Origin of the sequence: Pseudomonas putida (genome assembly GCF_028682475.1) — a bacterium.
Taxonomy (GTDB): domain Bacteria; phylum Pseudomonadota; class Gammaproteobacteria; order Pseudomonadales; family Pseudomonadaceae; genus Aquipseudomonas; species Aquipseudomonas putida_AG.
Genome location: NZ_JANHLE010000006.1, coordinates 75,111 through 95,773 on the forward strand (window position 1 = coordinate 75,111; position 20,663 = coordinate 95,773).

At 61.6% G+C, this 20,663-nt stretch carries 19 protein-coding genes; 1 reads left to right on the forward strand and 18 read right to left on the reverse strand.

The genetic code is table 11. From position 1 onward, the window contains the following. Positions 1–161: 161 nt before the first annotated feature. The 6 genes from NPS47_RS07305 to NPS47_RS07330 form a co-directional block, all read right to left on the reverse strand. A complete protein-coding gene (locus tag NPS47_RS07305) occupies positions 162–839 on the reverse strand; it encodes a protein-L-isoaspartate(D-aspartate) O-methyltransferase (RefSeq protein ID WP_274294326.1) in 678 nt (225 codons plus the stop codon). Continuing rightward, on the reverse strand, positions 839–1,588 hold the full coding sequence (surE, locus tag NPS47_RS07310; protein WP_038613949.1) for a 5'/3'-nucleotidase SurE: 750 nt from the start codon (positions 1,586–1,588) through the stop codon (positions 839–841). The genes NPS47_RS07305 and surE overlap by 1 nt, the downstream gene beginning before the upstream one ends. Beyond that, positions 1,576–2,634 carry a tRNA pseudouridine(13) synthase TruD gene (truD, locus tag NPS47_RS07315; RefSeq protein WP_274294327.1) on the reverse strand — a complete coding sequence of 353 codons (1,059 nt, stop codon included), beginning with the start codon at positions 2,632–2,634 and terminating at the stop codon, positions 1,576–1,578. The genes surE and truD overlap by 13 nt, the downstream gene beginning before the upstream one ends. Beyond that, on the reverse strand, positions 2,631–3,104 hold the full coding sequence (ispF, locus tag NPS47_RS07320) for a 2-C-methyl-D-erythritol 2,4-cyclodiphosphate synthase (RefSeq protein ID WP_274294328.1): 474 nt from the start codon (positions 3,102–3,104) through the stop codon (positions 2,631–2,633). The genes truD and ispF overlap by 4 nt, the downstream gene beginning before the upstream one ends. 76 nt (positions 3,105–3,180) lie before the next feature. Further along, positions 3,181–4,029: an S-formylglutathione hydrolase gene (gene fghA, locus NPS47_RS07325; protein WP_274294329.1), complete on the reverse strand. Its 849-nt coding sequence runs from the start codon at positions 4,027–4,029 to the stop codon at positions 3,181–3,183. 8 nt (positions 4,030–4,037) lie between these two features. Continuing rightward, positions 4,038–5,150, reverse strand: coding sequence for an S-(hydroxymethyl)glutathione dehydrogenase/class III alcohol dehydrogenase (locus tag NPS47_RS07330; RefSeq protein WP_274294330.1), 1,113 nt, complete (start codon positions 5,148–5,150; stop codon positions 4,038–4,040). 107 nt (positions 5,151–5,257) lie between these two features. On the opposite strand from NPS47_RS07330, the gene NPS47_RS07335 reads away from it, so the two are divergent. Then, positions 5,258–6,154, forward strand: a complete 897-nt coding sequence (locus NPS47_RS07335) for a LysR substrate-binding domain-containing protein (protein ID WP_274294331.1) — start codon at positions 5,258–5,260, stop codon at positions 6,152–6,154. An 83-nt stretch (positions 6,155–6,237) separates the two neighbouring features. On the opposite strand, the gene ispD is transcribed toward NPS47_RS07335, so the two are convergent. From ispD to fabZ, 12 genes are all read right to left on the reverse strand, one after another. Next, complete coding sequence (gene ispD, locus NPS47_RS07340) at positions 6,238–6,945, reverse strand: 2-C-methyl-D-erythritol 4-phosphate cytidylyltransferase (RefSeq protein WP_274294332.1); 708 nt, start codon at positions 6,943–6,945, stop codon at positions 6,238–6,240. Then, on the reverse strand, positions 6,942–7,220 hold the full coding sequence (gene ftsB / locus NPS47_RS07345; protein ID WP_038613966.1) for a cell division protein FtsB: 279 nt from the start codon (positions 7,218–7,220) through the stop codon (positions 6,942–6,944). The genes ispD and ftsB overlap by 4 nt, the downstream gene beginning before the upstream one ends. Before the next feature lie 163 nt (positions 7,221–7,383). Next, positions 7,384–8,673, reverse strand: coding sequence for a phosphopyruvate hydratase (gene eno / locus NPS47_RS07350; RefSeq protein ID WP_274294333.1), 1,290 nt, complete (start codon positions 8,671–8,673; stop codon positions 7,384–7,386). Between the two features lie 154 nt (positions 8,674–8,827). Beyond that, on the reverse strand, positions 8,828–9,673 hold the full coding sequence (gene kdsA, locus NPS47_RS07355) for a 3-deoxy-8-phosphooctulonate synthase (protein WP_107026008.1): 846 nt from the start codon (positions 9,671–9,673) through the stop codon (positions 8,828–8,830). A 3-nt stretch (positions 9,674–9,676) separates the two neighbouring features. After that, positions 9,677–11,305 (reverse strand): CTP synthase, encoded by a 1,629-nt coding sequence (locus NPS47_RS07360; protein WP_157193720.1) that lies wholly within the window; start codon positions 11,303–11,305, stop codon positions 9,677–9,679. A gap of 271 nt (positions 11,306–11,576) precedes the next feature. Then, on the reverse strand, positions 11,577–12,869 hold the full coding sequence (gene tilS / locus NPS47_RS07365) for a tRNA lysidine(34) synthetase TilS (protein ID WP_274294334.1): 1,293 nt from the start codon (positions 12,867–12,869) through the stop codon (positions 11,577–11,579). Positions 12,870–12,986: 117 nt separating this feature from the next. Further along, on the reverse strand, positions 12,987–13,934 hold the full coding sequence (locus NPS47_RS07370; protein WP_274294335.1) for an acetyl-CoA carboxylase carboxyltransferase subunit alpha: 948 nt from the start codon (positions 13,932–13,934) through the stop codon (positions 12,987–12,989). A 98-nt stretch (positions 13,935–14,032) separates the two neighbouring features. Further along, on the reverse strand, positions 14,033–17,554 hold the full coding sequence (gene dnaE, locus NPS47_RS07375; protein WP_274294336.1) for a DNA polymerase III subunit alpha: 3,522 nt from the start codon (positions 17,552–17,554) through the stop codon (positions 14,033–14,035). Positions 17,555–17,662: 108 nt separating this feature from the next. Further along, a complete protein-coding gene (gene rnhB, locus NPS47_RS07380; RefSeq protein ID WP_274294337.1) occupies positions 17,663–18,292 on the reverse strand; it encodes a ribonuclease HII in 630 nt (209 codons plus the stop codon). Next, positions 18,293–19,420: a lipid-A-disaccharide synthase gene (lpxB, locus tag NPS47_RS07385; protein ID WP_274294338.1), complete on the reverse strand. Its 1,128-nt coding sequence runs from the start codon at positions 19,418–19,420 to the stop codon at positions 18,293–18,295. It abuts the gene before it with no gap. A gap of 2 nt (positions 19,421–19,422) precedes the next feature. Further along, positions 19,423–20,199 carry an acyl-ACP--UDP-N-acetylglucosamine O-acyltransferase gene (gene lpxA / locus NPS47_RS07390; protein ID WP_274294339.1) on the reverse strand — a complete coding sequence of 259 codons (777 nt, stop codon included), beginning with the start codon at positions 20,197–20,199 and terminating at the stop codon, positions 19,423–19,425. After that, the gene (gene fabZ, locus NPS47_RS07395) at positions 20,196–20,636 is read right to left on the reverse strand and encodes a 3-hydroxyacyl-ACP dehydratase FabZ (RefSeq protein ID WP_038613986.1); all 441 of its coding nucleotides are present in this window, start codon (positions 20,634–20,636) and stop codon (positions 20,196–20,198) included. Before fabZ ends, lpxA begins: the two co-directional genes overlap by 4 nt. Between the last annotated feature and the right edge of the window lie 27 nt (positions 20,637–20,663).

Here is a 20,663-nt window from a genome sequence, read left to right on the forward strand (position 1 = left end):
GACTTGTTGCGAAAGTGCAATATTGTTTCAATTATAACCGAGCACATACGCATTGCGGATGCCGGGCATGCGCAAAATGTAACGCCTGACAGAACAGGGTAGCCCGTCAGATAGACAGGGCAATACGGGAGGAATTCGCCCGCTGCGAAAAAAAGTCCTGATCAGGCCAGCGGGCCGGTCAGCAACGGCACGAAACGCACGGCGCCCAGTACCTGCTGTGAAAACCCATGCTCTTCACGCACGATCAGCATCAAATGCTGGGTGTCGCCTGTCGGCCCCACCGGAATCACCATGCGCCCGCCCGGCGCGAGCTGGTCCAGCAAGGCCTGCGGGACTTCCTGAGCCACCGCCGTGACGATGATGCCGTTATAAGGCGCCAGCGCCGGCCAGCCCTCACAACCGTCGCCCCAGCGGAACACCACGTTGCGCAGGTTGAGCTCGGTCAGGCGTTCCTTGGCGCGATCCTGCAGCACCTTGATGCGCTCCACGGAGAACACCCGCTCGACCAGTTGCGCCAGGATAGCGGTCTGATAACCCGAACCGGTGCCGATCTCCAGCACCTTGTCCAGCGGGCCCGCCTGCAGCAGCAGTTCACTCATGTGCGCGACCATGAACGGCTGGGAAATCGTCTGGTTGTTGCCGATCGGCAGCGCCGTGTCTTCGTAGGCCCGGTGGGCCAGCGCCTCGTCGACAAACAGGTGACGCGGCGTACGCCGCAGCACATCGAGCACTTTGGGGTTGGACACGCCTTCTTCGATCAACCGCTGAATCAGCCGCTCACGGGTTCGCTGCGAGGTAAAACCGATACCATGGCGCATCAGATCCTCCTGTTCACGCATCAGAGCAGCCCCTCCAGCCAACCATCCAGGCGCTCGAAAGCGTCGTTGAAGGTGCGGTCGAGCTGCAACGGGGTGATCGAAACATAACCCTGCATCACCGCATGAAAATCGGTGCCCGGGCCGCCGTCCTCGGCGTCACCGGCCACTGCGATCCAGTAGCCTTCCTTGCCCCTCGGGTTGACCACCTTGGTCGGCGCCGCAGCGCGGGCGCGATGGCCCAGACGGGTCAACTGGATACCGCGGATATGTTCCAGCGGCAGGTTGGGGATATTCACATTGAGCACTGTTCGCGGCGGCAATTCCAGCGTCTTGTGCGCCTCCACCAGCTTGCGCGCGATATAGGCGGCGGTCGGCAGGTTGTCCGGCAGGCGCGAGAGCAACGAGAACGCAAAGGAAGTGCCACCGAGGAAGCGCCCCTCCAGCGCGGCGGCCACCGTACCGGAGTACAGCACGTCATCGCCCAGGTTGGCGCCCAGGTTGATCCCCGACACCACCATGTCCGGTGTCTGTTCCAGCAGGCCGTTGAGCCCCAGGTGCACGCAATCGGTCGGCGTGCCATTGAGGCTGATATAGCCGTTGGCCAGGGTCTGCGGGCACAGGGGGCGGTCGAGCGTCAGCGAACTGCTGGCGCCGCTCTTGTCTTGGTCCGGGGCAATCACCACACAGTCGGCATAGTCCGCCAGCGCAGCATGCAGCGCAGCAAGTCCGGGGGCGGTAACGCCGTCGTCGTTCGAAATCAGAATACGCATGGGCTGTCCGTCTGCCCTGCCGACACCAGATCAACGAGCTCGCGCACCACTACGGTGGCAAAGCATCCGGCCGGAAGGACGAATTCCAGTTGCAGAATATCAGGCTCGGGATAATGCCACGTCAGACCGCCAATGGGCAGTCGCAGGATGCGGCGTTCGTGACTCATGCCCGCCCGCGCCAGCCATTGGCACAACGACGCATGCTGCTCACCGATGCGCTGTTCGAGTTCGCCAGTGGCGCCGCTGGCGGCGGACTGCCCCTCGCCCCACAGCGGGCCGGTGGGATGCAGGTCGAGAATGGCCAGGCGCGGATCGGAACACTCCGCTTCGCCCGCCGGAAAAAAGCTGCGGCTGTCGGTAAAGGCCAACAGGTCGCCGACCTGGGCGCGCTGCCAGCTGCCGTCGGCTACGCGTTGCGCCAGCACCTGGTTGAACAGGTAGCTGCGTGCACTGGATAGCAGTCGTGAGCGTACATTGCGCTGTTCCGGCAGCGCCTGGCGCCCGGCCCAGTCGCGGGCATCGTGAACATTGCCACCGGCATGGCCGAAGCGCTGGGTGCCGAAATAATTGGGAACGCCCTGGCTACGCAATTGCTCCAGGCGGGCATCCAGTGCCTGGCGATCGGCACTCAAAGCAGTCAGGCGCAAGGTGAAACCATTGGCCGAATGGGCACCGCGTTGCAGCTTGCGCGAGTGCCGGGTCTGTTTGAGGATGCTCAGGGTTTCATTTTCCGCCGCGCTCAGGTCCGGATCGGCCTTGCCCGGCAGGTGCAGGCTGAACCATTGACGGGTCAGGGCCTGACGATCCTTGAGGCCGGCATAGCTGATACTGCGCAGCGGCACACCGGCAGCCCGGGCCAGGCGACGGGCCGCTTCTTCGGTATTGAGGTCGCGTTTTTCGACCCACAACCACAGGTGCTCACCGTTGCCGGACAAGGGAATGTCGAGGACTTCATCGACCTGAAAATCTTCGGCGGTAGCCTTGAGAATCGCACTTCCCAGGGCCGGGCCCGATGCACGCGGACCAAGCAGTTCCAGTTCGGTCATGCTGGCAGCAACAAGGCAACGGCGTGGACGGCAATGCCTTCTTCACGACCGGTGAAGCCGAGCTTCTCGGTGGTGGTGGCCTTGACGTTGACCTGGTCGAGTTCGACCTGCAGGTCTTCAGCGATCAGCTGGCGCATGGTATCGATATGCGGGGCCATCTTCGGCGCCTGGGCAACGATGGTGGCGTCGACATTGCCGACTTGCCAGCCTTTGGCCTGAACGATCTTGACCACATGGCGCAACAGCACACGGCTGTCGGCGCCCTTGAACTGCGGGTCGGTGTCGGGGAAGTGCTTGCCGATGTCGCCCAGCGCCGCGGCACCGAGCAGGGCATCGCTCAGGGCGTGCAGCAGTACGTCGCCATCGGAATGGGCCAGCAGCCCGAACTTGTGCGCAATGCGCACCCCACCCAAGGTGATGAAATCGCCTTCCGCGAAGCGGTGCACATCGTAGCCGTGGCCAATACGCATAAAAAAACGCCCTGATTGAGTCAGGGCGTGATTCTACCCGCTTTGCCGGGCATTAGGCTGATTTGTAAGACCGTGCCTACAACAAACCCAGGGCCACTCCATGATGGCGCAGGTGCTCATCGATAAAGCTGGCGATGAAGTAGTAGCTGTGGTCATAACCCGGCTGCAGGCGCAGGTCGAGTGGATGACCCGCAGCCTTCGCCGCCTGGACCAATACCTGCGGTTTGAGCTGGCTTTCGAGGAAATCGTCGCGATCCCCTTGATCCACCAGTAACGGCAAACGTTCCTGAGCATCAGCGATCAGCACACTGGCATCCCATTCACGCCAGCGCGCCCGGTCTTCACCCAGGTAGCGGGAGAACGCCTTCTGCCCCCAGGGGCAATCCATCGGATTGCTGATCGGCGCGAACGCTGATACCGACTGATAACGCCCGGGATTGCGCAGCGCACAGACCAACGCGCCATGGCCACCCATGGAGTGCCCGCTGATGCCGCGACGATCTGACGCGGGGAAATGCGCTTCGACCAGCTTCGGCAGCTCCTGTACGACGTAGTCATGCATGCGGTAGTGCTGGGCCCAGGGTTGCTCGCTGGCATTGAGGTAGAAGCCAGCGCCCAGGCCGAAGTCCCAGGCACCGTCGGGATCGCCCGGCACCTGAGGCCCGCGCGGGCTGGTGTCGGGAGCAACAATGATCAGCCCCAGCTCGGCGGCGAGCTTGTGCGCCCCCGCCTTCTGCATGAAGTTCTCGTCGGTGCAGGTCAGGCCGCTGAGCCAGTACAGCACCGGCAGTTTGCCGCCCTGCTCCGCCTGCGGCGGCAGATAGACGGCAAACACCATGTCACAACCGAGCACCTCCGAGCGGTGGCGGTAACGCTTGTGCCAGCCGCCGAAACTCTTCTGGCAGGAAATGTTTTCCAGGCTCATGGCAAACCTCAGAAGTGGATGACGCTGCGAATGCTCTTGCCTTCATGCATCAGGTCGAAAGCCTTGTTGATGTCTTCCAGGCCCATGGTGTGGGTGATGAAGGTATCCAGCGGGATCTCGCCTTTTTCCGACATTTCCACGTAGCTCGGCAGCTCGCTGCGGCCACGCACGCCGCCAAACGCCGAACCGCGCCAGACCCGGCCGGTCACCAGCTGAAACGGACGGGTGGAGATTTCCTGGCCGGCGCCAGCAACACCAATGATCACCGATTCGCCCCAGCCCTTGTGGCAGCACTCCAGCGCCGCGCGCATTAGCTGTACGTTGCCCACGCATTCGAAGGAGAAGTCCACGCCACCGTCGGTGAGGTCGACGATGACTTCCTGGATTGGACGGTCGTAGTCCTTCGGGTTGACGCAATCGGTAGCGCCCAGTTGCCGGGCGATCTCGAATTTGCCCGGGTTGATGTCCACGGCAATGATTCGCGCAGCCTTGGCCTTGACCGCACCGATGATCGCCGACAGGCCGATGCCCCCGAGACCGAAGATGGCCACGGTATCCCCCGGTTTGACCTTGGCGGTATTGAGCACCGCGCCGATGCCGGTGGTGACGCCGCAACCGAGCAGGCAGACCTTCTCCAGCGGTGCTTCTTTCTGGATCTTGGCCACGGAAATTTCCGGCAGCACGGTGTACTCGGAGAAAGTCGAAGTGCCCATGTAGTGGAACAGTTGCTGACCTTTGTAGGAGAAACGCGTGGTGCCGTCTGGCATCAGGCCCTTGCCCTGAGTGGCGCGAATCGCCTGGCACAGGTTGGTCTTGCCGGAGCGGCAGAATTTGCATTGGCCGCACTCCGGGGTGTACAGCGGGATCACATGATCACCCACTGCCACCGAGGTGACGCCCTCACCCACCGCCTCGACGATGGCGCCACCTTCGTGGCCGAGGATCGACGGGAAGATACCCTCAGGGTCCGCGCCGGACAGGGTGTAGGCATCGGTGTGGCAGACACCGCTGGCAACAACGCGCAACAGCACTTCACCGGCCTTGGGCATGGCCACGTCGACTTCGACGATCTCCAGCGGTTTTTTGGCCTCGAAGGCAACGGCGGCACGGGACTTGATCATCAATCTTCTCCAGCAAAGGGGTCAGTTCAGGCTCAAAGTGTAATTCATGATCATTTGATTAATAATCAGGTCAAAGACAAAACATTATTGCCATGTAGGGATAATCAATGAGTAGCCGCTGGGAAGGTATCGACGAATTCGTCGCGGTGGCCGAGTCAGGCCAGTTCACCGCTGCGGCCGAACGCCTGGGGGTTTCCTCTTCACACATCAGCCGCCAGATCGCCCGCCTGGAAGACCGTCTGCAAACCCGGCTGCTCTACCGCAGCACGCGCAAAGTGACCTTGAGCGAAGCCGGGCAGACTTTTCTGCAGCATTGCCAGCGCCTGCAGGATGGTCGCGAGGAAGCCCTGCGCGCCATGGGCGACCTCACCAGCGAACCCAAGGGCTTGCTACGCATGACCTGTGCGGTGGCCTATGGCGAGCGCTTCATCGTACCGCTGGTGACGCGCTTCATGGCGCTGTACCCGCAGCTGCGGGTCGATGTCGAACTGAGCAATCGCACCCTCGACCTGCTGCACGAAGGCATGGACCTGGCCATCCGCCTGGGCCGCCTTCAGGATTCGCGCCTGGTAGCGACCCGACTGGCGCCGCGGCGTATGTACCTGTGCGCCTCGCCGGCTTACCTGGAGCGTTACGGTCGGCCGCACAGCGTGTCGGAACTGGCTCGGCACAATTGTCTGATTGGCAGCTCGGATATCTGGACGCTGCAGCAGGACGGTCGCGAGCAAGGCCTGCGGGTGCAAGGCAATTGGCGCTGCAACAGTGGGCAAGCGGTGCTGGATGCGGCGTTGCAGGGGATGGGGTTGTGTCAGCTGCCGGACTATTACGTGCTTGAACACTTGAAAACCGGGGCGCTGGTGTCGCTGCTTGAGGCTCAGCAGCCGCCTAATACCGCAGTGTGGGCCTTGTACCCGCAGCAACGGCATTTGTCGCCGAAGGTGCGCAAGCTGGTGGATTATCTGCGAGAAGGGTTGGCTGATCTGCCTGAATACCGCACTGCCTGATCGAGCATCGCCGGCAAGGCCGGCTCCCACAGGGTTCAAGCAGGACTATTGTGGGAGCCGGCCTTGCCGGCGATGAGGCCCCATCAGCCGCGCTTGGCCCAGCGCTGACGCAACCACTCAAGGTCTTCCGGCCGGGTCACCTTGATGTTGTCACTACGCCCTTCAATCAGACGCGGTGCCTGCCCGGCCCACTCGATGGCCGAGGACTCGTCGGTGATCACCACATCCGCCACCAGACTATCGGCCAGGGCCCGATGCAAGGTGCCCAAGCGAAACATCTGCGGGGTATAAGCCTGCCACACGGTACTGCGGTCGATGGTAGCGCTGACCCGTCCCTTGGCGTCGGCGCGCTTGAGAGTATCGCGGGCCGGCACGGCCAACAGGCCACCGACCGGATCGTCAGCCAGCTCGAACAGCAAGCGGTCAAGGTCGCTGCGTGCCAGATTCGGGCGCGCGGCATCGTGCACCAGCACCCAGTCGCTGTCCGCGGCGCCCTGGGCGTGCAACAGCAACAAGGCGTTGAGCACCGAGTCGGCGCGCTCCTGGCCACCGGCGGCGCGCTGGATACGTGGGTCGCTGGCGCAGCGTAAGCCGGGCCAGTAAGGATCGTCAGCGGCAACGCTGACCACCACCCCTTTGACACAGGGATGGTCGAGAAAACAGTCGAGGCTATGCTCGAGAATGGTCTGCCCGCCCAATTGCAAGTACTGCTTGGGACGGTCGGCAGCCATGCGGGCACCAACGCCCGCGGCGGGAATCACGGCCCAGAAGGCCGGCAAGGTCTGGTTCATTGGGCTAGCTGGTAGAGGGTTTCACCCTCCTTGACCATTCCCAGTTCATGGCGAGCCCGTTCTTCGACGGTTTCCATACCTTTCTTCAACTCCAGTACTTCAGCATCAAGCACACGGTTACGTTCCAGCAGACGCTCGTTTTCGGCGTGCTGGTCGGCAATCTGTTGCTTGAGCTCGGTGACATGGGCCAGGCTGCCATTGCCCACCCACAGGCGATACTGCAGGCCACCAAGCAGCAGGAGCAGGACGAGGAACAACCAATAGGGACTGCGCATCAGGGTATCCAGTGGAAAAAGACCGCCACCTCTGCAGGGCACTGATGGCACGAAGCCTGACCGAAGCCAGGCTTTGTGTATTCAGACCTGCTGCAACAAGCTGCTGAACCGTCAGTATGACTGCTCAGCGAACCTTGGCTGCTGTCTTTTTACCATCTCTTGCTTAGCCGCGAAACTCGGCGCGACCACGGTACACGGCCTTGGCACCCAGTTGCTCTTCGATACGCAGCAGCTGGTTGTACTTGGAAACGCGGTCGGAACGGCACAGCGAACCGGTCTTGATCTGGCCGGCAGCGGTGCCTACAGCGAGGTCGGCAATGGTCGAATCTTCGGTTTCGCCCGAACGGTGCGAGATCACCGCGGTGTAACCGGCAGCCTTGGCCATCTGGATGGCTTCCAGGGTTTCGGTCAGCGAGCCGATCTGGTTGAACTTGATCAGGATCGAGTTGCCGATCTGCTTGTCGATGCCTTCCTTCAGGATCTTGGTGTTGGTCACGAACAGGTCGTCACCGACCAGTTGTACCTTGGCACCGATCTTGTCGGTGAGGATCTTCCAGCCAGCCCAGTCGGACTCGTCCAGACCGTCTTCGATCGAGATGATCGGGAAACGCTCGGTCAGGCCTTTGAGGTACTCGGCAAAACCTTCCGCGTCGAACGACTTGCCTTCACCGGACAGGTTGTACTTGCCGTCTTCGTAGAATTCGCTGGCTGCGCAGTCCAGGGCCAGGGTCACGTCGGTGCCCAGCTTGTAGCCAGCGTTGGCCACAGCTTCAGCGATGGCGGCCAGGGCGTCTTCGTTGGAAGCCAGGTTAGGCGCGAAACCACCTTCGTCACCTACCGCGGTGTTCAGGCCACGGGCCTTGAGCACGGCTTTGAGGTGATGGAAAATTTCGGTGCCCATGCGCAGGCCATCGGAGAAGGTGTTGGCGCCGACCGGCTGAACCATGAACTCCTGGATGTCGACGTTGTTGTCGGCGTGCTCGCCACCGTTGATGATGTTCATCATCGGAACCGGCATCGAGTACTGGCCTGGGGTGCCGTTGAGATTGGCGATGTGCGCGTACAGCGGCAGGTCCTGATCCTGGGCAGCGGCTTTGGCAGCAGCCAGAGACACAGCCAGAATGGCGTTGGCGCCCAGGTTGGCCTTGTTCTCGGTACCGTCCAGCTTGATCATGGCGGTGTCGAGGGCTTTCTGGTCAACCGGGTCTTTGCCCAGCAGCAGGTCGCGGATCGGGCCGTTGATGTTGGCGACCGCTTTCAGTACGCCTTTGCCCATGTAACGGCTCTTGTCGCCATCACGCAGCTCCAGCGCTTCGCGCGAGCCAGTGGAAGCACCGGACGGCGCGCAGGCGCTGCCGATGATGCCGTTGTCGAGCAGTACGTCCGCTTCTACGGTGGGGTTACCACGCGAATCGAGAACTTCACGACCTTTGATGTCGACGATTTTTGCCATTGTTGTAAGCACTCCAGAATTGACGAAGACAACGCAGCTGAGAAAAATCTTGCCGCTCGCCGGGCAGTTTTGAAACAGGCAGGCCTGGCGAACGCAAACCCCTGACCCGAGGGTCAGAGGTTGAACGGGGGGTACTTTACCGGAGAATTGAGGATTACGCGGTTTCTACCGTCGGAAAACTCTTCACCAGATCGTCCAGTTGCTTGAGCTGGGCCAGGAATGGCTCCAGTTTGTCCAGGCGCAGGGCGCAAGGACCGTCGCACTTGGCATTGTCCGGGTCCGGGTGGGCTTCAAGGAAAAGCCCGGCCAGGCCCTGGCTCAGACCGGCCTTGGCCAGGTCGGTGACCTGGGCACGGCGGCCACCGGCGGAATCGGCGCGACCACCCGGCATCTGCAGGGAGTGGGTCACGTCGAAGAACACCGGGTACTCGAACTGCTTCATGATGCCGAAACCGAGCATGTCGACCACGAGGTTGTTGTAGCCGAAGCTCGAACCGCGCTCGCAGAGGATCAGCTGATCGTTACCGGCTTCTTCGCACTTGGTCAGGATGTGTTTCATTTCCTGAGGTGCGAGGAACTGGGCCTTCTTGATGTTGATCACCGCGCCGGTCTTGGCCATGGCCACCACCAGGTCGGTCTGGCGCGACAGGAAGGCCGGCAGCTGGATGATGTCACAGACTTCAGCCACGGCTTGCGCCTGGTGCGGCTCGTGAACATCGGTGATCAGCGGCACATTGAAGGTGCGCTTGATCTCTTCGAAGATCTTCATCCCCTCTTCCAGGCCAGGGCCACGGTAGGAGTTGATCGACGAACGGTTGGCTTTGTCGAAGCTGGCCTTGAACACGTAAGGGATACCGAGTTTCTCGGTAACCCGCACGTACTCTTCACAGACCTTCATGGCCAGGTCACGGGATTCCAGCACGTTCATGCCGCCGAACAGGACGAACGGCTTGTCGTTGGCGATCTCGATGTTACCGACGCGAATGATCTTCTGGGTCATGGATCAGGCCTTGTTCTTTTGAGCCAGTGCCGCCTTGACGAAACCGCTGAACAGCGGATGACCGTCACGCGGGGTCGAGGTGAACTCAGGGTGGAACTGGCAAGCGACGAACCACGGATGATCCTGCGACTCGACCACTTCGACCAGCGCGCCGTCACCGGAACGACCGGACACCTTGAGGCCGGCGTCGACCAGCTGTGGCAGCAGCTTGTTGTTCACTTCGTAGCGATGACGATGACGCTCGACGATCACGTCCTTGGCGTAGCAGTCGTGGACCTTGGAGCCGCTTTCCAGCTGGCATTCCTGGGCGCCCAGACGCATGGTGCCGCCCAGATCGGAGGCTTCGGTACGGGTTTCAACCGCGCCGGTGGCGTCTTCCCACTCGGTGATCAGACCGACGACCGGGTGAGCGCTGTTGCGATCGAACTCGGTGGAGTTGGCATCTTTCCAGCCCATGACGTTACGGGCGAATTCGATGACCGCGACCTGCATGCCCAGGCAGATACCCAGGTACGGGACCTTGTTCTCGCGAGCGTACTGCACGGCAGTGATCTTGCCTTCGACACCGCGCAGACCGAAGCCGCCCGGAACCAGAATGGCATCGGCGCCTTCGAGCAGGCTGGTGCCCTGGTTCTCGATGTCTTCGGAGTCGATGTAACGCAGGTTGACCTTGGTGCGGTTCTGGATGCCGGCATGGCTCATCGCTTCGATCAGCGACTTGTAGGCGTCCAGCAGTTCCATGTACTTGCCGACCATGGCGATGGTCACTTCGTGCTCTGGATTGAGCTTGGCATCGACGACCTTTTCCCACTCGGACAGGTCGGCGCCATTGCACTGCAGGCCAAAGCGCTCGACGACGAAGTCATCCAGGCCCTGGGCGTGCAGCACGGCCGGGATCTTGTAGATGGTGTCGACGTCTTCCAGGGAGATCACCGCACGCTCTTCAACGTTGGTGAACAGGGCGATCTTGCGACGCGAGGAGACATCGACCGGGTGGTCGGAGCGGCAGATCAGCACGTCAGGCTGCAGGCCGATGGAGCGCAGCTCCTTGACCGAGTGCTGGGTCGGCTTGGTCTTGGTCTCGCCTGCGGTGGCGATGTACGGCACCAGGGTCAGGTGCATCAGCATGGCGCGCTTGGAGCCCACTTCGACACGCAGCTGACGGATCGCCTCGAGGAACGGTTGCGACTCGATGTCACCCACGGTACCGCCGATTTCCACCAGGGCCACGTCGGCATCGCCAGCACCCTTGATGATGCGGCGCTTGATCTCGTCGGTGATGTGCGGAATGACCTGAATGGTCGCGCCCAGGTAATCACCACGGCGCTCTTTGCGCAGCACGTGCTCGTAGATACGGCCGGTGGTGAAGTTGTTGTTCTGGGTCATGGTCGTGCGGATGAACCGCTCGTAGTGACCCAGGTCCAGGTCGGTTTCGGCGCCGTCGTGGGTGACGAACACTTCACCGTGCTGGAACGGGCTCATGGTGCCCGGATCGACGTTGATGTACGGATCCAGTTTGAGCATGGTGACCTTGAGCCCCCGCGCCTCCAGGATGGCCGCCAATGAAGCCGAGGCAATGCCTTTCCCCAATGAAGAAACAACACCGCCCGTGACGAATATGTAGCGCGTCATGAAAAACCCTAGAAGTCTGCGTTAAAGCGGTCTGCGCCGCCGGGGAAAGCGAAGGAAGGCCGAAGCCCCCGATCACCTGCGTCAATCACAGTGCTACTTAAAAAACTGCCGCGTCTGGACAGACCGGGGGTTTTCGACCCGGTACGGAGCTCGCTACACATTTTTAGAATCGCCCAGCAAAAAACTGCTTGGTAATCGGCAACTGCCGTGATTTCAGGGAAGCCACAGAAGTTGTATCAAGAAGGGAGCGTAGTCTACCGGAATGTGCCTTTCATCTCAAACCTTGCGCGCTCGTCGGTATGCACCACTGTAATTGCCATGGCCCCTGACTCAGTTCCGGCAGGTTGGCCACCGCCAGTAATTGGTCTTGGCGATACAGCAACGGCAGGCGGCAACGGACGAACGCCGGCACCTGCAGCTCGTTGAGCAGGCGCTTGAGGTCGCGGCGGCCGCGCTCGGCAACCTGCAGGCTTTCACCGCCCTGGCGGTAAGCGATACGCAACGGCCCCTGCGGCATCATGCCGCTCAAGTGCAAGCTGCCATTGTGTGGCAAGGCCAGGCTTTGCGCCGGATCGTCCCAGCTCTGCCCCAGCGGCGCCTTGAGCCAGTCGTCGGCCAGCCACCAGATACGCTCGTTGGCGCGGTGCAGCTCACCGTCGGTCAGACGCCAGCATGGCCGTCCGTCGCCTGATGCATCACGCAGGTCTTCCCAGCCGGCCCAATGACGCGCGTCCGGCAAGCGCGTGCGTTGAACCAACCAGTATTGCAGGGCATTGCGCTGACGCGCCGGGGACAAGCCACGCAGCACTGTCAGGTCCAGCGAGGCCAGAGGCAGCCAGGCAAAGCCGCACGGCGTCGAGGCCTGCTGCAAATCCTCAAGCGCCAGCTCATCCAGCAGGCCCTGGGCCTCGCTCAGATGTCCGGCAGCACGCGCCAGATTCTGCGCCACTTGCGGCCAACGCTGGCGCAACACCGGGAACACAGCGTGACGCAAATAATTACGGGAGTACTGCGTATCGCCATTGGAGGGGTCTTCGACCCACTCCAGCTGTTGCGCATGAGCGTAACGCTCGAGCGCCTCCCGCGACACCTCAAGCAAGGGCCGCAGCAACAGCCCCTGCCCCAACGCACGCTGAGCGGGCATTGCAGCCAGACCGCGCACACCGGCTCCGCGCAGCAGCCGAAACAGCAGGGTCTCAGCCTGGTCTTCGCGATGCTGTCCGGTCAACAGCACTTCGCCGGGACGCAGGGTCTCGGCAAAGGCTGCATATCGCGCGTCGCGGGCACCCTGCTCGAGGCTGGCGCCAGGGGCGACCTGAACATGGATGATCTGCAGTTCGACACCCAGCTCGTCGCACAGGCGCTGGCAATGGGCTGGCCAGGCGTCGGCCGCGGCTTGCAGGCCGTGGTGGATGTGGATGGCACGAATGGGGGGGAGCGGATGTTGGCGGGACAGGCTGACCAGCAGGTGCAGGAGGACGGTGGAGTCGAGGCCGCCGGAGAGGGCGATGCACCAGGAGGGGGCCTGGAGCCAGGGGGAGAGCTTGCTGTGAAGATCAATCATCGGCGTTGGCCCGGTTGCGAACGCTTTGCGCTCGATCGCTGGCAAGGCCAGCTCCCACAGGTCCAGTGGTGAACCCCAATCCTGTGGGAGCCGGCCTTGCCGGCGATGGACCTCAGATCAGAGCCCGTAGCTCATCAGACGGTCATAACGGCGCTTGAGCAGTGCATCGTTGTCGAACTTCTTGAGCATGTCCAGCTGCTCGATCAGTTCGCCACGGATGGTGGCCGACATTTTCGCCGGGTCACGGTGGGCGCCGCCCAGTGGTTCGGCAATGACCTTGTCGACAATACCCAGGCCTTTCAGGCGTTCAGCGGTAATACCCATGGCTTCGGCAGCGTCCGAGGCCTTTTCGGCGGTCTTCCACAGGATCGAAGCGCAACCTTCCGGCGAGATCACCGAATAGGTGGAGTACTGCAGCATGTTCAGCTGATCGCAGACGCCGATGGCCAGTGCACCACCCGAACCACCTTCACCGATGACGGTGGCGATGATCGGGGTTTTCAGGCGCGCCATGACCCGCAGGTTCCAGGCAATCGCTTCACTCTGGTTGCGCTCTTCGGCGTCGATGCCAGGGTAAGCACCCGGGGTGTCGATGAAGGTCAGGATCGGCATCTTGAAGCGTTCGGCCATTTCCATCAGACGGCACGCTTTGCGATAGCCTTCCGGACGCGGCATACCGAAGTTGCGACGGACCTTTTCGCGCACTTCGCGGCCTTTCTGGTGACCGATGACCATCACCGGCTTGTCGTCCAGACGGGCAATGCCGCCGACAATTGCCGCATCGTCGGCAAAGTGGCGATCGCCGTGCAGTTCGTCGAACTCGGTGAACAGGTGATCGATGTAGTCCAGGGTGTACGGACGACGCGGATGACGGGCCAGACGGGCAATCTGCCAGCTGGTCAGGCTGCCGAAAATGCTTTCGGTCAGGGTGCTGCTCTTGTCTTGCAGACGGGCGATTTCATCGCCGATGTTCAGCGAGTTGTCATTGCCGACCAGGCGCAGCTCTTCGATCTTGGCTTGCAGGTCAGCAATCGGCTGTTCGAAATCCAGAAAATTCGGGTTCATAGGCATCCGTCTAGGGTCTACGGCCAGGCGGCCGGCCGGTTGATCCGTTTGGCGCCCTACCTTAAGGGATCAGGCGCATTCAGGTCGAGATTAAAAATTCATCGATATTGCAAAAAGACGTTCTCACGCCCGAACTGGTCACGCAGGGCCTGAATCAGGCCATCGGCCGGGTCGATTCGCCAGCTTTCGCCGAACTGCAGCATCGCCCGGGCATCGCTGCCGGTGTACTCCATGGTAATCGGACAAGCCCCGCGATGGCGCTTGAACAGCTCGCCCAGCCAGGTCAGGCGATCGCCTTTCAACGCGTCGCTATGGACTTTCAGGCGCAGGCTCTCGGCCAGGTTGGTCCGCGCATCTTCCATGCTCATGACCCGCTTGACCCGCAGGCGCAGGCCGCCGGAGAAGTCATCATTGCTGACCTCGCCTTCGACCACCACCATCGCGTCGGTCTGCAACAGGGCCTGGGCGGCCATGAAGGCGTCGGCGAACAGCGAGGCCTCGATACGTCCGGAACGGTCGTCGAGGGTGACAAAGCCCATCTTGTCACCCTTTTTGTTCTTCATTACCCGCAGGGCGATGATCATCCCGGCCACGGTCTGGGTGTCGCGGGCCGGCTTCAGGTCGATGATGCGCTGACGGGCGAAGCGGCGGATCTCGCCTTCGTATTCGTCAATCGGGTGACCGGTCAGGTACAGGCCCAGCGTGTCCTTTTCGCCGCGCAGGCGTTCCTTGAGAGTCAGCTCGCGGGCCTTGCGGTGATTGGCATAGACATCCGCGTCTGCTTCCTCGAACAGCCCGCCAAACAGGTCTACGTGGCCGCTGTCCGCGGTACGGGCGGTCTGCTCGGCGGCTTTGATCGCCTCTTCCATGGTCGACAGCAACACGGCGCGGTTGCGGTCGATATTGGCCTGGTAGGCCTTGAGCTCGTCATGGAAGTACGGCCCCAGACGGTCCAGGGCGCCGCTGCGAATCAATGCATCGAGGGTGCGCTTGTTGATACGTTTGAGGTCGACACGCTCGCAGAAGTCGAACAGATCCTTGAACGGGCCCTCCTTGCGCGCTTCAACGATGGCCTCTACCGGCCCCTCGCCCACACCCTTGATCGCACCCAGGCCATAGACGATACGACCGTCATCGTTAACCGTGAACTTGAAGTCGGAAGTGTTCACGTCCGGCGCATCGAGGCGCAGCTTCATGCTGCGCACTTCCTCGATCAGGGTCACGACCTTGTCGGTGTTGTGCATGTCCGCCGACAGTACCGCGGCCATGAACGGCGCCGGGAAGTGGGTTTTCAACCAGGCGGTCTGGTAGGACACCAGACCATAGGCGGCGGAGTGAGATTTGTTGAAACCGTAACCGGCGAACTTCTCTACCAGGTCGAAGATGTTACCTGCCAGGTCCGGGTCGATGTTGTTGGAGGCGCAACCTTCAATGAAACCGCCGCGCTGCTTGGCCATTTCCTCGGGTTTTTTCTTACCCATGGCCCGGCGCAGCATGTCCGCACCACCGAGGGTGTAGCCCGCCATTACCTGAGCAATCTGCATCACCTGTTCCTGGTACAGGATGATGCCGTAAGTCGGTGCCAACACTGGCTTGAGGCCTTCGTACTGGTAGTCCGAGTGCGGGTAAGCCAGTTCGGCACGACCGTGCTTGCGGTTGATGAAGTCGTCAACCATGCCCGATTGCAGCGGGCCGGGACGGAACAGCGCCACCAGTGCGATAAGGTCTTCGAGGCAGTCGGGCTTGAGCTTCTTGATCAGCTCCTTCATGCCCCGCGATTCAAGCTGGAACACCGCCGTGGTTTCGGCTTTTTGCAGCAGCTCGTAGGTTTTCTTGTCATCCAGCGGGATGAAGTCGATGTTGAGGTCATCCAGGCCCTTCTTGGCCTGCTCGCGGTTGATGGTTTCCATCGCCCACTTGATGATGGTCAGGGTCCGCAGACCGAGGAAGTCGAACTTCACCAGGCCCGCCGCCTCGACGTCATCCTTGTCGAACTGGGTGACCAGGCCGCCGCCCTCTTCATCACAGGCGATCGGCGAGAAGTCGGTGAGCTTGGTCGGCGCGATAACCACACCACCGGCGTGCTTACCGGTACCACGGCAGACACCCTCGAGCTTGAGGGCCATGTCCCAGATTTCCTTGGCGTCCTCATCGGTCTTGAGGAAGTCGCGGAGCATCTCTTCCTGCTCGTAGGCTTTCTCCAGGGTCATGCCCACTTCGAACGGAATCATCTTCGACAGGCGATCCGCCAGGCCGTAGGACTTGCCCTGCACCCGCGCCACGTCGCGCACCACCGCCTTGGCCGCCATGGTACCGAAGGTGATGATCTGGCTTACCGCGTTGCGACCGTAAGCATCGGCCACGTATTCGATCACCCGATCGCGGCCATCCATGCAGAAGTCGACGTCGAAGTCGGGCATGGAAACCCGTTCCGGGTTGAGGAAACGTTCGAACAGCAGGTCATAGGCCAGCGGATCGAGGTCGGTGATCTTCAGTACATAGGCCACCAGCGAGCCGGCACCCGAACCCCGGCCCGGGCCCACGGGCACGCCGTTGTTCTTGGCCCACTTGATGAAGTCCATAACGATCAGGAAGTAACCGGGGAAGCCCATCTGGATGATGATATCCAGTTCGAACTTCAAGCGATCGAGGTAGACCTGGCGCTTTTCTTCATAGTTGGGCGTGGTCTCTTTCGGCCACAGCACTGCCAGACGCTCTTCCAGGCCTTCATGCGAGACATGGCGCAGGTAGTCGTCGATACCCATGCCGTTGGGCGTCGGGAAATCCGGCAGGAAGTGTTTGCCCAGCTGCACCTGGATGTTGCAGCGCTTGGCAATCTCCACGGTGTTGGCCACCGCGTCAGGCAGGTCGCTGAACAGCTCGGCCATTTCTTCCGGGCTTTTCAGGTACTGCTGGTCACTGTAGTTGCGCGAACGCCGGGGGTCGTCCAGGGCGCGGCCTTCGCCGATGCATACGCGGGTTTCGTGGGCGTCGTAATCCGACTGCTTGATGAAGCGCACATCGTTGGTCGCCACCAGCGGCGCGTTGAACTTGTCGGCCAGCGCGACCGCAGCATGCAGGTACTCTTCATCACCGGCGCGGTTGGTGCGCTGCACTTCGACATAGAAGCGATCAGGGAACATCGCCATCCAGTCCTGCAGCAAGGCTTCGGCTTCATCGGGGTTGCCATTGAGCAACGCCATGCCGATATCGCCCTCTTTGGCTGCCGACAGGGCGATCAGCCCCTCGCTGGCGGCGGGGATCCAGTCACGCTCGATCACCACCAGGCCATTGCGCTGGCCTTCGACCCAACCGCGGGAGATCAACTCGGTGAGGTTGCGATAACCCTTGGCGTCCATGGCCAGAAAGCAGATGCGCGACAGCGGTGCGTCGGGGTCGCGGTTGGCCAGCCACAGATCGGCACCACAGATCGGCTTGATCCCCGAGCCCATGGCGTTCTTGTAGAACTTGACCAGCGAGCACATGTTGCTCTGGTCGGTAACCGCTACGGCCGGCATGTTCATCGAGGCCAATGCCTTGGCCAGCGGCTTGATCCGCACCAGGCCATCGACCAGCGAGAATTCGGTGTGCAGGCGAAGATGAACGAAAGAAGCCGACATGATGATCCTATAGCAGCACAAAACAACAAGGCCCGGATTGTACCGGGCCTTGATCAAAACATCAGCCAGCGCAGGTCGATCCTGACTGCTGACACTTGCCCGAGGTCATCAGACCTCGGCGAAACCGTTGCTCAGGGCGCCCTGCGCCTCGTAAGCGGCGCGCACCGGTGCAAAGGAGCGCCGGTGAATCGGCGTCGGCCCCAGGCGCGCCAAGGCTTCAAGGTGCACCGGGGTCGGATAGCCCTTGTGCCCACCAATGCCATAACCTGGATACATCAGCTCGAAAACGGCCATTTCCCGGTCACGGGTAACCTTGGCGAGGATCGAAGCGGCAGCAATCGCCGGTACCTGGCTGTCACCTTTGACCACCGGTGCCGCTGGCACTGACAGCTTGGGGCAGCGGTTGCCGTCGATCAACGCCAGTTTCGGCGTAACGCTCAACCCCTCGACCGCGCGCTGCATTGCCAGCATGGTGGCATGCAGGATGTTCAGCTCGTCGATTTCCTCGACTTCGGCGCGGGCGATGCAGAAGCTCAGGGCTTTCTCGCAGATTTCATCAAACAGCTTTTCGCGACGCGCCTCAGTGAGCTTCTTCGAATCGTTCAGACCGAGAATCGGTCGCTGCGGATCGAGGATCACCGCCGCCGTCACTACCGCGCCGCACAGCGGGCCGCGGCCGACTTCGTCGACGCCGGCGACCAGGTCCTCGACCAGGTTGAAGTCCAGTCCCATTTGCATCTATCGGGTTTCCAGCAGGGCCAGCACCGCTTCGGCTGCCTGGTTCGAGGCATCGCGGCGCAGGGTACGGTGAATCTGGTCAAAACCTTCGGTCTGCTGCGTACCGCCCGCAACCAGCGGCGCCAGCGTCTGGGCCAGGGCTTCGGGGGTGGCGGCTTCCTGCAGCAGCTCAGGTACCAGCATGCGCTGGGCCAGCAGGTTGGGCAGGGACACGTAGGGGCTTTTGACCAGTCGTTTGAGAATCCAGTAAGTCAGCGGTGCCAAACGGTAGGCGACCACCATCGGCCGCTTGAACAGCAGCGCTTCCAGGGTGGCAGTACCCGAGGCGATCAACACCGCATCGCAAGCGGCCAGGGCCTGGTGTGAACGACCGTCGAGCAAGGTCAACGGCAGGTCGCGCCCCTGCAGCATCTGCTCCAGCTGGGCTCGGCGCTCGGCATTGGCACACGGCGACACAAAGCGTACGCCCGGTACCAGCTCACGCAGACGTTGAGCGGTATCGAGAAACAATGCGCCCAAGCGCCCTACTTCACCGCCACGGCTGCCGGGCATCAAGGCCACCAGCGGCCCTTCGCCGAGCCCTAGTTGTTCGCGGGCAGCACGACGATCCGCTTCGAGGGGAATACTGTCAGCCAGCGGGTGACCGACAAAACGCACCGGCACGCCCTTCTCTTCGTAGAACTTGGCCTCGAAGGGAAACAGCGTCAGCATCAGGTCGCACCCTTCGCGAATCTTCAGCACACGCTTCTGCCGCCAGGCCCAGACCGAGGGGCTGACGTAGTGCACGGTCTTGATCCCGGCTTTGCGCAGATTCAGTTCGATATTGAGGGTGAAGTCCGGCGCATCGATACCGATGAACACATCCGGGCGTTCGTCGATCAAGGTCTGGATCAGAGCCTTGCGCCGCTTGAGCAGCTCACGCAGGCGACCCAGCACCTCGACCAGGCCCATGACCGCCAGGCGTTCCATGGGGAAGTAGGACACCAGGCCTTCAGCCTGCATCAGCGGCCCGCCAACCCCGATGAACCGCACCTGCGGATGGCGCGCCTTGAGCGCGCGCATCAAGCCCGCGCCAAGGATATCGCCGCTGGCTTCACCCGCCACCAGCGCTACACAGAGCTCAGCCATGATCAGCGCGTGATGCCGCGGGTGGAGTTCTGGATCGACTTGAGGAACACGTCGACTTCAGGGAACTGCGACGCCGGCTCAGCCAGTTCGGCAATGGCCTGTTCGACCGTCAGCCCCTGACGATAAACCACCTTGTAGGCACGACGCAGGGCATGAATCGCATCTTCGCTGAAACCGCGACGGCGCATGCCCTCGAAGTTCATGCTGCGTGCTTCGGCTGGGTTACCGAAGACCGTCACATAAGCCGGGACGTCCTTGCCGATGGCGGTGCCCATGCCGGAAAAGCTGTGGGCGCCGATATGGCAGAACTGATGCACCAAGGTAAATCCGGAGAGGATCGCCCAGTCGTCGACATGGACATGCCCGGCCAGCGCGGTATTGTTCACCAGAATGCAGTGGTTGCCGATGACGCTGTCATGACCGATGTGGGCATAGGCCATGATCAGGTTGTGATCGCCCAGCGTGGTTTCCGAGCGGTCCTGCACGGTGCCACGGTGGATGGTCACCCCTTCACGGATGACATTGTGATCACCGATGACCAGGCGTGTAGGCTCACCCTTGTACTTGAGGTCAGGGGTGTCTTCACCTACCGAAGAAAACTGGTAGATGCGATTGTGCCGACCGATACGGGTCGGCCCCTTGAGGATGACGTGCGGACCGATAACGGTCCCCTCGCCGATCTCGACCCCGGCACCGACAATAGACCAAGGGCCGACCTCGACGCCGTCGGCGATCCTCGCCGAAGGATCGATGATTGCCCGAGGGTCAATCAAACTCATAGTTTACGTTCCGCGCAGATGATCTCGGCCGAGCACACTGGCTTGCCGTCGACCGACGCCTGGCATTCGAACTTCCAGATCTGACGCTTGCAGCTGATGAACTTGGCTTCGAGGATCAGCTGGTCACCCGGCAGCACCGGCTGACGGAAGCGCAGTTTGTCGGAACCGACGAAATAGTACAGCGTACCGTCCGCAGGTTTCACGTCGAGCATCTTGAAGCCAAGGATACCGGCCGCCTGGGCCATGGCTTCGATGATCAGTACGCCCGGCATGATCGGGTGCGCCGGGAAGTGACCATTGAAGAACGGTTCGTTGATGCTGACATTCTTGTAGGCACGAATGCGCTGGGCCTCGACATCCAGGTCCACTACCCGGTCCACCAACAGGAACGGGTAACGGTGAGGCAGGTATTCGCGAATCTCGTTGATGTCCATCATTTCGGGGGGAAGCCTGTAGTAAAGATA

Excerpts from the sequence above, each read along its gene's own strand:
- tilS (WP_274294334.1), bottom strand. The coding sequence starts at position 12,869 with ATGATTGATCTTCACAGCAAGCTCTCCCCCTGGCTCCAGGCCCCCTCC.
- lpxB (WP_274294338.1), bottom strand. The coding sequence starts at position 19,420 with ATGGCTGAGCTCTGTGTAGCGCTGGTGGCGGGTGAAGCCAGCGGCGAT.
- NPS47_RS07330 (WP_274294330.1), bottom strand. The coding sequence starts at position 5,150 with ATGATCAAGTCCCGTGCCGCCGTTGCCTTCGAGGCCAAAAAACCGCTG.
- lpxA (WP_274294339.1), bottom strand. The coding sequence starts at position 20,199 with ATGAGTTTGATTGACCCTCGGGCAATCATCGATCCTTCGGCGAGGATC.
- NPS47_RS07305 (WP_274294326.1), bottom strand. The coding sequence starts at position 839 with ATGCGTGAACAGGAGGATCTGATGCGCCATGGTATCGGTTTTACCTCG.
- ftsB (WP_038613966.1), bottom strand. The coding sequence starts at position 7,220 with ATGCGCAGTCCCTATTGGTTGTTCCTCGTCCTGCTCCTGCTGCTTGGT.
- fabZ (WP_038613986.1), bottom strand. The coding sequence starts at position 20,636 with ATGATGGACATCAACGAGATTCGCGAATACCTGCCTCACCGTTACCCG.
- fghA (WP_274294329.1), bottom strand. The coding sequence starts at position 4,029 with ATGAGCCTGGAAAACATTTCCTGCCAGAAGAGTTTCGGCGGCTGGCAC.
- NPS47_RS07370 (WP_274294335.1), bottom strand. The coding sequence starts at position 13,934 with ATGAACCCGAATTTTCTGGATTTCGAACAGCCGATTGCTGACCTGCAA.
- kdsA (WP_107026008.1), bottom strand. The coding sequence starts at position 9,673 with ATGACCCAGAAGATCATTCGCGTCGGTAACATCGAGATCGCCAACGAC.
- NPS47_RS07360 (WP_157193720.1), bottom strand. The coding sequence starts at position 11,305 with ATGACGCGCTACATATTCGTCACGGGCGGTGTTGTTTCTTCATTGGGG.
- surE (WP_038613949.1), bottom strand. The coding sequence starts at position 1,588 with ATGCGTATTCTGATTTCGAACGACGACGGCGTTACCGCCCCCGGACTT.
- ispF (WP_274294328.1), bottom strand. The coding sequence starts at position 3,104 with ATGCGTATTGGCCACGGCTACGATGTGCACCGCTTCGCGGAAGGCGAT.
- NPS47_RS07335 (WP_274294331.1), top strand. The coding sequence starts at position 5,258 with ATGAGTAGCCGCTGGGAAGGTATCGACGAATTCGTCGCGGTGGCCGAG.
- rnhB (WP_274294337.1), bottom strand. The coding sequence starts at position 18,292 with ATGCAAATGGGACTGGACTTCAACCTGGTCGAGGACCTGGTCGCCGGC.
- truD (WP_274294327.1), bottom strand. The coding sequence starts at position 2,634 with ATGACCGAACTGGAACTGCTTGGTCCGCGTGCATCGGGCCCGGCCCTG.
- ispD (WP_274294332.1), bottom strand. The coding sequence starts at position 6,945 with ATGAACCAGACCTTGCCGGCCTTCTGGGCCGTGATTCCCGCCGCGGGC.
- eno (WP_274294333.1), bottom strand. The coding sequence starts at position 8,673 with ATGGCAAAAATCGTCGACATCAAAGGTCGTGAAGTTCTCGATTCGCGT.
- dnaE (WP_274294336.1), bottom strand. The coding sequence starts at position 17,554 with ATGTCGGCTTCTTTCGTTCATCTTCGCCTGCACACCGAATTCTCGCTG.